Origin of the sequence: Sulfitobacter sp. OXR-159 (assembly GCF_034377145.1) — a bacterium.
In the GTDB taxonomy this organism is placed as follows: domain Bacteria; phylum Pseudomonadota; class Alphaproteobacteria; order Rhodobacterales; family Rhodobacteraceae; genus Sulfitobacter.
This window is the reverse complement of record NZ_CP139707.1, coordinates 2,113,870-2,124,770: the sequence shown is the minus strand read 5'-3', so window position 1 is coordinate 2,124,770 and position 10,901 is coordinate 2,113,870. Positions and strand designations below refer to the sequence as shown.

The 10,901-nt window shown below is 58.5% G+C and carries 20 protein-coding genes; 10 read left to right on the top strand and 10 right to left on the bottom strand.

Features of this window, described 5'->3' with window-relative positions; all coding sequences use genetic code 11:
• Positions 1-13: 13 nt before the first annotated feature.
• The 7 genes from T8A63_RS10940 to T8A63_RS10910 all read right to left on the bottom strand — a co-directional run bounded on the left by T8A63_RS10940 (position 14) and on the right by T8A63_RS10910 (position 5,069).
• Positions 14-586 carry a phage tail protein gene (locus T8A63_RS10940; RefSeq protein WP_322343798.1) on the bottom strand — a complete coding sequence of 191 codons (573 nt, stop codon included), beginning with the start codon at positions 584-586 and terminating at the stop codon, positions 14-16.
• Between the two features lie 374 nt (positions 587-960).
• Positions 961-1,857, bottom strand: coding sequence for a transcription termination/antitermination NusG family protein (locus tag T8A63_RS10935; RefSeq protein WP_322343797.1), 897 nt, complete (start codon positions 1,855-1,857; stop codon positions 961-963).
• A 5-nt stretch (positions 1,858-1,862) separates the two neighbouring features.
• Positions 1,863-2,474, bottom strand: a complete 612-nt coding sequence (locus T8A63_RS10930) for a hypothetical protein (RefSeq protein WP_322329598.1) — start codon at positions 2,472-2,474, stop codon at positions 1,863-1,865.
• 19 nt (positions 2,475-2,493) lie between these two features.
• The gene (locus T8A63_RS10925; protein WP_322343796.1) at positions 2,494-3,168 is read right to left on the bottom strand and encodes a helix-turn-helix domain-containing protein; all 675 of its coding nucleotides are present in this window, start codon (positions 3,166-3,168) and stop codon (positions 2,494-2,496) included.
• Between the two features lie 177 nt (positions 3,169-3,345).
• Positions 3,346-4,035 carry a DNA-methyltransferase gene (locus T8A63_RS10920; RefSeq protein WP_322343795.1) on the bottom strand — a complete coding sequence of 230 codons (690 nt, stop codon included), beginning with the start codon at positions 4,033-4,035 and terminating at the stop codon, positions 3,346-3,348.
• A 17-nt stretch (positions 4,036-4,052) separates the two neighbouring features.
• A complete protein-coding gene (locus T8A63_RS10915; RefSeq protein ID WP_322343794.1) occupies positions 4,053-4,562 on the bottom strand; it encodes a DUF1937 family protein in 510 nt (169 codons plus the stop codon).
• A 57-nt stretch (positions 4,563-4,619) separates the two neighbouring features.
• A complete protein-coding gene (locus T8A63_RS10910; RefSeq protein WP_322329602.1) occupies positions 4,620-5,069 on the bottom strand; it encodes a hypothetical protein in 450 nt (149 codons plus the stop codon).
• Between the two features lie 68 nt (positions 5,070-5,137).
• Between T8A63_RS10910 and T8A63_RS10905 the strand changes: the two genes are divergently transcribed.
• Entirely contained in the window at positions 5,138-5,410 is a 273-nt protein-coding gene (locus T8A63_RS10905; RefSeq protein WP_322329603.1) for a hypothetical protein, read from the top strand.
• 349 nt (positions 5,411-5,759) lie between these two features.
• Here T8A63_RS10905 and T8A63_RS10900 read toward each other — a convergent pair whose 3' ends face one another.
• The 3 genes from T8A63_RS10900 to T8A63_RS10890 are packed head-to-tail and all read right to left on the bottom strand — an operon-like array spanning position 5,760 to position 6,500.
• The gene (locus T8A63_RS10900; RefSeq protein WP_322343793.1) at positions 5,760-6,083 is read right to left on the bottom strand and encodes a hypothetical protein; all 324 of its coding nucleotides are present in this window, start codon (positions 6,081-6,083) and stop codon (positions 5,760-5,762) included.
• 16 nt (positions 6,084-6,099) lie between these two features.
• Positions 6,100-6,288 (bottom strand): hypothetical protein, encoded by a 189-nt coding sequence (locus tag T8A63_RS10895; protein WP_322343792.1) that lies wholly within the window; start codon positions 6,286-6,288, stop codon positions 6,100-6,102.
• Complete coding sequence (locus tag T8A63_RS10890) at positions 6,288-6,500, bottom strand: XRE family transcriptional regulator (protein ID WP_322343791.1); 213 nt, start codon at positions 6,498-6,500, stop codon at positions 6,288-6,290. Before T8A63_RS10890 ends, T8A63_RS10895 begins: the two co-directional genes overlap by 1 nt.
• 86 nt (positions 6,501-6,586) lie before the next feature.
• Between T8A63_RS10890 and T8A63_RS10885 the strand changes: the two genes are divergently transcribed.
• The 9 genes from T8A63_RS10885 (at position 6,587) to T8A63_RS10845 (ending at position 10,898) form a co-directional block, all read left to right on the top strand.
• Entirely contained in the window at positions 6,587-6,949 is a 363-nt protein-coding gene (locus T8A63_RS10885) for a helix-turn-helix domain-containing protein (RefSeq protein WP_322343790.1), read from the top strand.
• Positions 6,950-7,104: 155 nt separating this feature from the next.
• Positions 7,105-7,428, top strand: coding sequence for a hypothetical protein (locus T8A63_RS10880; RefSeq protein WP_322343789.1), 324 nt, complete (start codon positions 7,105-7,107; stop codon positions 7,426-7,428).
• A 118-nt stretch (positions 7,429-7,546) separates the two neighbouring features.
• A complete protein-coding gene (locus tag T8A63_RS10875) occupies positions 7,547-7,924 on the top strand; it encodes a hypothetical protein (RefSeq protein ID WP_322343788.1) in 378 nt (125 codons plus the stop codon).
• A 190-nt stretch (positions 7,925-8,114) separates the two neighbouring features.
• Positions 8,115-8,420: a hypothetical protein gene (locus tag T8A63_RS10870; protein ID WP_322343787.1), complete on the top strand. Its 306-nt coding sequence runs from the start codon at positions 8,115-8,117 to the stop codon at positions 8,418-8,420.
• Positions 8,420-8,833, top strand: coding sequence for a hypothetical protein (locus T8A63_RS10865; protein ID WP_322343786.1), 414 nt, complete (start codon positions 8,420-8,422; stop codon positions 8,831-8,833). Before T8A63_RS10870 ends, T8A63_RS10865 begins: the two co-directional genes overlap by 1 nt.
• 18 nt (positions 8,834-8,851) lie before the next feature.
• Positions 8,852-9,091: a hypothetical protein gene (locus tag T8A63_RS10860; protein ID WP_322343785.1), complete on the top strand. Its 240-nt coding sequence runs from the start codon at positions 8,852-8,854 to the stop codon at positions 9,089-9,091.
• Positions 9,088-9,735, top strand: a complete 648-nt coding sequence (locus T8A63_RS10855) for an HNH endonuclease signature motif containing protein (RefSeq protein WP_322343784.1) — start codon at positions 9,088-9,090, stop codon at positions 9,733-9,735. Before T8A63_RS10860 ends, T8A63_RS10855 begins: the two co-directional genes overlap by 4 nt.
• Before the next feature lie 156 nt (positions 9,736-9,891).
• Positions 9,892-10,071: a hypothetical protein gene (locus T8A63_RS10850; RefSeq protein WP_322343783.1), complete on the top strand. Its 180-nt coding sequence runs from the start codon at positions 9,892-9,894 to the stop codon at positions 10,069-10,071.
• 281 nt (positions 10,072-10,352) lie between these two features.
• Positions 10,353-10,898: an NYN domain-containing protein gene (locus T8A63_RS10845; RefSeq protein ID WP_322343782.1), complete on the top strand. Its 546-nt coding sequence runs from the start codon at positions 10,353-10,355 to the stop codon at positions 10,896-10,898.
• Positions 10,899-10,901 lie beyond the last annotated feature (3 nt).

The following is a 10,901-nucleotide window of genomic DNA, read 5'->3' as shown; positions in this document are numbered from 1 at the left end:
TCATATGCCCGCGCTACAGGCCCAAAAGGCGGCTGATCTCATGGTCCAGTCGGCGCGGGAGGTTCTTCTCAACCGACTTCTCGAACGCCTCAGCCGTTGCGCCATCCACCATCTCTTCGGGGATGAACACGCCGGACTTGACCTTTTCCAAGTCGGTGCGCCCGCCAACGCGAACGAAAACGTGCCCATGGCTCCAAATGATCGCCTTCCGTGGGCGCGGCCACCGGCCACCTCGGAAGAATGATTCAGCGAACCAATCCCAGCCCCGCGCATCGCCGAGGTAAGCCCGGACGCCGTCATCGGTCTCGCGCTTCTTGAAGTACTTGAGCGAAACGTCACCCCCCGCAGACTTGAGCTGGTATTCCAAGCTGGCCCAGGATGACCGCTTGACCTTCACCGACTTGCGGATCGTCTTCTGCGGCAGGCCGGTTTGCCGCGCCAACGTCCTGACCACCTGTGTGCGGGCCATATCGCCAGTGCGGTTGATAGCCCGGTTCACGGCTTTCGGCGCTTCGGCTCCCAAAGCCCCCAGCATGTTCTCGAATTGCTGAAGGCCCTTCACATCGATTTCGCCCACGCTGAACATTGGCATTCCTCCATATGAGCGCCGCTCACAAAAAAGGCCGGCACCTCCAAACGGTGACCGGCCTTAGTTCAACAGGGAGGAAATAGATTTCATTTACATGGCAACCTCCATCTCAATACCCACCAAGCATTGGTGCAAGTACCCTTTAGACATGAAAAAAGCCCGAGCTTTTCAGCCGGGCCATTCTCTCCATTGCAGTAGCAGTGTCACAGGCGGCGGCGCTTTCGCGTGGTAGCCCGGACTTGACGGCATACAGTCGAAATCGGGTGCAACACATGCGACTTCGACCGCCCGGAGCGCTGGCATGTATCTTTCAACAGTGGCCAACAAACCTTCGTCTATGCCCAACTGTTAAGAGACATGCGCCCCCGCAGTCAAGCCCCCTTAACGCTGTGAGGAAAACTTAACGTCATGCTGTCCACCCAGGCATTCCAGCGCTTTTTCGCGTCGTCCTCATCCCGAGACCATCGTGCAGCGCGGCCGCCGCAGTTGCCGCAAGCCACGCAATACCCCGAATCGTCAGGCAATACTTGAGCTGCCCGATGGCCGCATGGGCATGCAGAAAGCGCGGGATCGAATGGGTCGCTCAAGCTTAGATCAGACAGCAGAGATGGGCGTTCCTCGGTGATGCGCTCTGGAAGTTTTTCGATCGGAACCTCAAGAGGGGTTTCGCGCCCGAAGATGTTGATGACCCCCCGGGCAGCCTTTGCCGTCACATCCACAATTCTAAAATCGAAGTCGACAAAAGGCCCATCAGGAACTTTCACGATCTCGCCCGGGCTGTAAGGCTGTGGCTGTTCGGCCATTTTTTTGCACTCACGGGATAAACGACCTCCGCCCCACTGTCGCATCAGTCGGGCAACTCTGTACGAAGGGATTGCCGCCGGGCGCCCGCCAGTCCCCATGACACCTGAGATCACCTCCAACTCCATCAGCTCGCGCCACCTATCGACATCCGCCCGCCATCCCACGAAAAGCCAATCGGCCAAGAGCGGCTGCGTCACGTGTGTTTTCTCAGGCGTAAAACGGTTCTTCCGGCGCAGCACTTTTTTTACGGGCAGGAATACCTCGAAGCCAGCTCGGCGCAGCAGGTGTTCCGGCAGGAACACCTGGCTTCCGGTTCCATTGACGCGGCGCTTGCGCATCCGGCCTGATCGATCGCGGTATGCCTCGAAGTCCCCGCCCACGGTGACCGACCGAATGCCGCCAAGCTGCTTGCGTTTCACTCGGCATGCGAACCACTGGATTTCGGGGGTGTCGATCTTCGCCATTTTCATCACGCACCCTCTCCGGTCAGCCAGCCGCGCAGCATTTCTTCAGTTTCGTGGTATCGCTGCAGCCAGCTATTTTCCTCTTCGGTGACGGTCACGCCGCGATGCAGGCGGTCTTCGATCAGCTCGACCCGGCGCGCGTAATCCTCGGCGCGGCTGGTGACGATCGACCATTCCCGATCCCCACGCGGAGGGCGCTTGTGGTTCTTCCAAAAAACATACTCGGAGATCAACCGGCCCGGAACGGCTGCCGCCTTTCGGCCTGCGGCCGACACGAACCAAGATCGCAGGCCCGGCACGTCCTGCAACGGCATGCGCTCACGCGCTTCGGCAAATCCGAGGATGCTCACCCGGCTGGGCCAAAAGACCTTGCTCGACCCTTCGCCCTTCGTTCGCATGCAGGCGGCGAGGACGCGCAGCGATTCATCCGAGAGATACCCGAGATCATCGGCCATCTGGTCAAGCTTGCGCCGCTGATCGTCAGCCGAGGTCTGTCGGCGGAAGCGCATGCCATCCTTGACCAGCGGATCGATGAACAGACGGCGTACCCGCGCTCGGTTGGTCTCTTGCGGCGCGGCACCTTCAGTTGCCGCATCGGTGGTTTTGATCTGATCCATTCGCCCCATCCCCCTATTCTCAGCCCAGCCCCGCCGCTGCCTGTTCGGCATCGGTGAGCAGGTTCGCAGCGATGATGTGATCGATGACCCAAGGCTGCAGATCGGCGAGGGCATCAGGGCGGCCCTCCCGCAGTCTGGCGACGGCGTTTTTCGCCTCTCGCTGAACCATCGGATTGGGGGAAAACTTCCCCGCTTTCGCCCTTTGGTTCTTCTGTGGTTTATCTATATTATGCACCAATGCAGATTTACCCCCTTTTCCGGGCAAATCTGCCCCCTTTTCGGAATCGCAAAAGGGGGCATTCCTACCCCCTTTTAGGGGTGCATTTTTACCCCCTTTTAGGTGCACGATTTTGGCCCGTGTGAGGAACCCGTATTGGGTGCTTTTCCCCCGGCCGACGCCTGCCAGAATCACGATCCACTCAGCCTTAATCAGTTCCCTGATGGCCCGCTTGATGGTGTCTTCCGAGCAGCCGTGTATGTCGGCCAGCTGGCGGCGCGATGGATCGCAGCGATGGGTTTCGCGGTTGGCGAACTCCAACACCAAGGTGTCGGCGACAAGCCGCGCCATGGGGCTCAGGCTGCTGTCGCGGCGCACGCTTTCCATCCAACCCCATCGTTGCTGTCGCCACTCCTCAGGGGCGATCACGCGCGGTTCACCCTCAAAGGGGGGCCGCTCGATGTCGTATTTGCGCATTGGATCCACTCGTTTCGCCCTCGCATGCCTGTTGGCACGGCAAAACGCCGCGCCAATCGTGTGTTATTCAGGCCTTATGCGGCCTGTTTTTCGCCTCTTACTCAGCTCATGGAGGTCGAGCAGGCGGCTTGAGTATGCGGGGCCATAACAGAGCGCTGGAGGGCATTTGGGCGTCCATCACGCAGCCTCCCTCACAGCAGCCGAAACGCGGGCGCATGCGGCCTCAAAGTGCACGGGGCTCTTTTCGATACCGATGGCCCGTCGACCCAGCATAGCCGCAGCAACCAGCGTGGTTCCGGACCCCATGAACGGATCGAGTACGAGATCGCCCTCGCGGCTGGAATTGCCGATGTACTGCGCCATCAGGTCGACCGGCTTTTGTGTTGGGTGCACTGCATCTTTCGGACGCGCCATTCGCGTGATGCGCTTGTCACCACCGTTCGTGATGTCGCGCGCCGCCCCCTTCCAGAGGTAGAGCGTGAACTCACTGTCCTTCATATAGTACCGGGTGCGCGAGGGGGTGATCTTGTCCCAAGTCAGCAGGCTGTGGAATTTGAACCCTGCGCCAAGGAAACCCCCGTGGGCTGCGAACAGATTTTTATCGTCCGCCATGACATACGCGTCCGCGTCGGATTTGAGGGCGCGGTAAATTGGGCCGCCGATATCGGCCCAGTCCACGACATCCATAAGCAGCCCGCTGTTGTCATAGACGGTTGCCGCCATCTTGCCGCCCATGGCTCCGGGGCGATTGCCTCCGGACGTCAAGCGGTATGGCGGGTCTGTGACCACCAAGTCTGCCTGCCCCGAAAGGTTCGGCAGAACATCCAGGGCATCACCGAGGATCAACCGGCATCTGCCGATCGTCACGTCTCTCGTCGCGCTACTCACAAATCAGCTCCAAACTCAGAGCCTTTGGCGATGAGGTGCACGGGAACGTTGTGCAGCAGCGCCCAACAGGCGTCTCGCCAAACGCCCTGGGACACGTCCCAGCCGTCCATTGCCGGGATGACCACGGCGCCAGAGGCCGATAGCAGCGGGCGGCGCCAGCGTGCCCAAAACACGTCATCCAAAGGGTCAAGCCGGTCCTCGATGTCCGCGTGGCAGGCTGCGCAGGAAAGTAGAATCGGCGAGACGGCCGTGATGCCTTCGATCGCAAAGGCACGCACCCAACGAGCGGTGCGCACTTCGATGTCACACGACATGCCGCGATCCCACTCCATCTGATCGTTGACCACGGCCTTGGTGTAGGGCGTTGATAGGTAGGCCATTCGTCCGATGAGGTGACTTACAGCCTCGACAAACTGACAATCTGCCCGCAGCAGCACGTTGCTCGGATAGCTGGCCTTCAACCATTCCCAGTCAGGGTCGCGGGGAAACTGGAAGTCATGCCCCATGGTGCACGCTCTTCTGTTTCGCCGTAAGGAGACCAGCCGCGGGCAAGCTCGGTGTAGTCACGCTGCACCCCCGTTCCCCATCGACTTTTCCAGCCGCGCCCGTGCTTGGCGCAGGGCGAACATGGCGTCATCGACTTCCTTGATGGCTTGCGCGCATTCATCGGCGCAGGTCGACTGCTCTGCGGCCAGAATGGCCGATATCGCTTCCCCGCTTTCCTTGGCGATGCTGGATCCATCCATCAGCAAGCTACCACCTTCGGCAGCGGGCCGATTTTCCAGCCGCCGCGCCATCATGCGGGTGACGGGATAGCGGCCTGCCGCGTCTTCCAGCGCGATGACGTCGGCCACCGTCCAGTCCAGATTGCCGCTAATCTTCTTGCTGATCGTGCCCTTGCTTGCGCCGCCGCCCCACCGGGCATTGAAGGTTTCGGCAACCGCGTCATAGCAACCAAACCAATCCACGAGAGACTTCATGTTCGCGCGGACGATTTTGCGGAAGTCAGGCATTACCAGTCTCTCCTTCTGAAGGCGAAGCGAATAGGGTTTTCGAAACTTGCGAAAACAAAGGAATCAACATGATGGATAAAACGCTTGAAGGCCGCATTTCCGCGTTGGAGAAAAAGCTGCAGATACAATCTGAAGTGCTGGAATTCATCCCATCGGACATGTCAGCACTAGCTATCGCCTTTGGAACCGCGTGCGACTTGCTGGATGAGATCAAGCCAGGTAGCTTCGACACTCTCTGCCGCAGAATTGCGACACAAAGCCAAGTCCATATGGATGATGCAACCGAAGTGGCGTTAAATGAACTCATATCGCGCATATCAAAGCTCCACCAAGTCAGGTGACGGGCCGCGCTGGATTGCAGCTTCCACTTCCGATCGAAGAATGCCGCGCATATATGTAGCTTGATCAGAACACTTTGGGCAGCAGTTCACGGCACCACTGCACGCATTGCAGCGAAGCGCGCAAAGGGCCTCCCATCGCTGAGAAAATTGAAACCACTCTGCGTTGGTCATCGGCGAACCATTTAGCAAATGGCTAAACAACAGCCACAAGGCACGGCTTCCATCATCTGGACGTATGCCTGCTGGATATTCAGTCACTGCGCGACACCATGGGAAACCTCGTTTCCTGTGCGCGCGCGGGAAAGCGGCGCAGGGTTATGGCATGAAACGCAAAGCGCATATCCCTGCATCAGCTGGCCTCCCAGATTGCATGTTTGGCAACAACGCCGCAATTAAGGTGGCGGAACAGGCCCAGCACGGCCCGCTCCGCCAATTCAGCCACCACTTGAAAGGAAAGAACGATGGCCGAGACGATGAAGCTGTGGGAAGTCGTGGAACGTACCGCTGCGCGGGCGGAAGCAAACTCGAAGGCAATCGGCATGATTGCAAGAGAGCTCGAAACGGCAGCGCCCGGAACGGTAGACCGACTTGTCGAAAGGCTAGATGCAATCGGAAGTGGCGACACGTCGACACCGGTGCGGGCCGAGGAATTTGCACGGTTGGTTCGCATCATAACATCCCCCTGACGGTCAATTCGCAAAGCTTGCCGAGATGGTGGCCGAGACCCGACCAGCGACGCGATCGAGTTCACCACGAACTTCAGCTCCAATCTGGGGCTGAAGCCGCCGCTCTACCGCGTCCGCGATACGCTCGATCCGGTAATCCGCGTCGAACGCATAGCGGATGTGGTGGCGAAGTGAGTTTATCAGGGCGCGCATCAGCTGGCCTCCTTAAGGGGTTCTGTAGGGGCGGGGTTCTCTCGGATGAACTTCAAAATCTTATCCGCCGTGCGCAGGGTGGGCGATCCGTCGCCCGCTTCCCACTTTGCCCACGCCGCACCGCCGAGCTTCGCTGCGCGCTGCACAACTGTCGAAGGCTGAACCCCAAGCGCGTCCGCATAGGCGCGCACTTCTTCCATGAACTGTTCCATGGCTCTTGGATAGTCTTTTTAAACTACTTAGGTCAACGTCTTTTTAAACCATGGCAGAGCGAGGGCGCTAGGCGCACATTGTTGGCATGGCAGACAAACGCATAACTGAACCATTTTTATTGAAACTGAAGGCCGTGATCGATGCGGACCCGAGCCTGACAGCAGCGGGGCTGTCGGTAAAGGCAGGCTTGGGTAACAGCGCTATTCGCGCCTGGTTTGCAGGAACAAACCAAAGCCCCCGTATCGAGTCCGCAAGGAGGGTCTGTGAAGCGCTCGGCACTACCTTGGAGGAGTTTTTGTCTGACGCTCAGACCGAAGAAGAGCAGCAGATTGTTCGCCTAGTATCTCAGTTACCCGAAGATCTCCGCCGTCAGCTTTTAGGCTATGGAGAAGCGCTTGTTGCGACTTCACACACGGGGTCGCCAAAATCTGGCGAAGGCGATCAATGATTTCCCGATCTGTCATGTAATAAACTCCGTTAAGTAGAACATTAACGGAACATCCCGCGTTTTTGCAAGCACACCACATGTAGTTCACTTTCAAATGCTTGAATGCCCAAGGGGCGAAGCAATCTTAGATAAAGTGAAGAATCAATGATTGAGAGATGGACCAGATGAACCGATTTTTTTTCTCCGCCTTCCTCGCGGTAGTGCCAGTCACCGGTTTTGCGGGCGATTGGCAGACGTTCTCTAAGTTTTGGGGGTACGTTCTGACTATTGAGGATCAATGCGCTAGCTATGCATCTCTCACAGACGCCGTGATGGGTAATCACCTGAGTGGCCGCGACTATGACCTTGCGCAAGCTCAAGTTCTGAAGAACCGGGATGCCCTTCAGGCGCGAGTGGTCGAGGTGGGGTGCGACGCAGCGGCGAGAGAAGCAGCTGACATGATGGGGGAAACTATGATTGAGGTTTGGGGGGTGGAGTAAGAAAACCAAGGTCGCAGAATCAAGCCGGGCCCACCTGTATAGTGTTTTTAAACTAACTCGTCTTGACGTAGTGTTTTTAGACTACTAAAAGTGTCTTCATCAACAGATGGAGGCAACGATGCGTGCGACAGAAAACCAGCCGCTGGTTAGCGACGAACTGCTGACCGAATTGGCCAATCCGACATATCGGCAGCAGTGCGGCGATTTCGACGTTGAGACCTGCGCACTGCTTGCCACTGCCCTTCCTGAAATTTGCACCGAGCTTTTGCTGTGGCGCCAGATGGCCGCCAGCAAACCTGCCGCGCTGGCGATGGCGCTCCGGTCAGATTCCATCGAGAGCCGCCTGAGCGATGCGCGCCGCGTTGTCAGTACGGCAGGCGCGATTGACCCCGACGCTTTAGGTGCCGCCTGCCAATCCCTGATGCGTCACTCGATCGACGCCGATGAGCGCGCGGCCGCGTCCGCTGTTTTGGCCGAGATGCGGGAGGCCGCGTGATGGCTATTGCGAAATTAGTCGATCAAATGCGTCGGGCCATTCGCTCGGTCGTTCGAAAGCTATTTCTGTGCGAACTGCGCTTCGAGCGTCGGGTCGCGGCATGGGAAGTGTGGTGGAGGACTGGGCAGTCGTTGGAGCGGCCCGCCGATGGGGCAAGCGCCGCAAGAGCGACGCGCGGGGGAGAGCTGTAATGGTCACCGCACACAGCCGCCTGCCAGCCTTCCTGATGAATTTGGATCGTTTGCCTGCCGATGACCATTTTGACGCCTTCGTGAATGAAATCATGGAGACCTCCGGTTGCTTTGACACGGCGCCTGATGGCGGCGTCGGGCTATGGAAGCTGAGTTTGCACGGCATCTCAGCCCACGGTGCGACCGAGCAGGAAGTGATCGACAGTTGGACGCGCGAAGCGCGACTAGTCTGCCCTCTGGATGATGCTGAGGATGACGGGTTCATCACCATCCATCCGCCCATCAAGAAATTGGGGGTCGCGTGATGACCAAGCACGCTCACCCCGCACCTTTGCCGCATGAAACCGGCACCACTGCCGGGGGCGGACTGCTCGCCGCTTCCGGCGCTTTTTTCCGCCGGTTTCGCAATTGCACCACAGGTGACACGGCCAAGCCCGTGCGCCCGCAGACGCCGTTCCCCGACCAGAAATGGCTGGTGACCTATGAGCGCCCAAATGGCGATGTCGCCACCTCAACGGTGCTGATCAATGGGGCCAGTCTGCTGGTCGATATCTACACGTTGGCCCGGATGGCATTGCGCGATCAGTGCGACATAGACCGCGCCATCATCATTCGGATCAGCATCGATTACCGGGCGACACCAGCTCGCGTCGAGATGCTTGATCGGATCACCCGGAATTACAGCGCCCGCCTCCGCTTCGAAGCTGAGTGCGGCTAACCTCAAGGTATTGATGCCATGAACAATAAATTGTCCGACCTGAACAATCACCTTTTCGCCCAAATGGAGCGCCTTACCTCGGAGGATTTGAGCGAAGAGCAGATCGCAAAAGAGGTTCAGCGCGCCAATGCGATGGTCTCTGTTGCAGACAGGATCACCGGCAATGCGGACTTGCAGCTGAAGGCCGCGAAGCTCTACGCCGAGTATGGCGAGCCGGTCCTGAAGCACTTGCCACAGATCGGCGGGCCCTCAAAATGAAGGGTTACAGCATCCAATACAGTGAGGGCGAGCTCGCATGGATCAAGCGGCGCAGAAAGCTCCCTCGGAAAGAGCTGCACGCCAAATTTGTCGAACACTTCGACCGGTCTGACGTCAACCTTGAGAATCTCAAATCGCTCTGCTCCAGAAAAGGGTGGCTGACGGGTCGGACTGGCGGGTTCGAGAAAGGACAGACGCCCCACAATAAGGGCAAGCCCTTCAACCCGCCTGGAAGCGAAAAGGGTCGCTTTAAGAAGGGAAACTTGCCTCACAACACAAAGCATCTCGGTCACGAAAGGGTCGGCACGGACGGATACGTCGAGATCAGCGTCGATCAGGTGAATCCACATACTGGGTATGAGCGCCGCTACGTGGCGAAGCATCGCTATCTTTGGGAGAAGAAGAACGGGCCGGTGCCTGAGGGCCACGTGCTTAAGAGCATCGATGGCGATAAAGCCAATACCGACCCCTCGAACTGGAAGGCCATCCCGCGGGCCCTCTTGCCTCGCCTGAGCGGCGGACGCTGGTACAAGCCCTTCGATCAATACGAACCTGAACTTCGTCCCACCATCTTGGCCGTGGCGCAGTTGGAGCATGCTGCGCGTGAGATCACGAGTTCCGGTGGCGGTGAGGGGGCAAAATGAGACCTTCGCATTACACGCCCCAACATCTGATCGAACAGATACTGACAGACCTACCTGCAACCAACCGCGCTGCCCAGGTGGACCCCTGCGCAGGCACTGCTCACTTCACCGCCGCTCAGAGCGTGCTGACGCAAGGCCAAGAGAGGGGTGCGCGCGATGCGTGATCAGGACCTCATTAAAGCTGCCCGCGATCGTGCGACAGATGATGACCTGATGGCGCAGCTTGCAGACCGGTTGGAGGAAATGCGCGGGACGCTGTCGGCGATCCGGATCAACCGATCACTGGCGTCATGCCAGCTGCTCGCAACGCTCTCTTTGGCTGGGGGCGCGAAGTGACCCAGATCGTTTCAGGTAACCCCGCGATAAAGACACAATGCGCGCAGCCCGGAAGAGGGCAGGTCCGGCTCATTGACCGCTGTAGCGGGCAATACCTGCACTTGTCGGGGGCCGGGCGGACTGAAGGCACGGCCCATGCCTGGATAGGCACCAAGGCGCAAGCTGCCGCACTGGAAACGGTGGCGCAGGCGGAAGGGCAACCTTGGCCCTTCGAGCCGATCGACCTTCGAGAGGCCCGCATCAAAATTCACGCAAACCAAAACTGCTAAGGATAAACGAATATGTTTTACGAAAACGAAAGATTTGCGCTCTTCATCGACGGCCCGAATTTCTACTCGACGGCCCGCGCCCTAAACCTCGATGTAGACTACAAGCGGCTACTGGAGTTCTTTCAGTCCAAGGGTCGGATGGTGCGGGCAAACTACTTCACGCCACTGGCAGACACCGAAGATCATGTCTCGATCCGCCCTCTCGTTGATTGGATGCAGTACAACGGTTGGAACGTGGTGACTAAGCCGGCCAAGGTCTACGAGGATGAGTACGGCCGGAAGCGGACCAAGGGCAGCACCGACATGGAGATGGCGGTCGAGGTGATGAGATTGGCGCCTGCGATCGAGCACGCGGTAATCGTCTCCGGAAACCGAGATTTCGCCCCGGTGGTGAAGTTCCTGCAAGAGCGCGGAGTACGGGTCACTTTGATTTCCAGCATCCGCACCCAACCAGCAATGATTTCCGACGATCTTCGGCGCCAGGTCGATGTCTTTGTCGACCTGGACACACTTCGCGATGACATCGGTCGCGAAGCAGAGGCAAACGCCGCCGCGTAATTA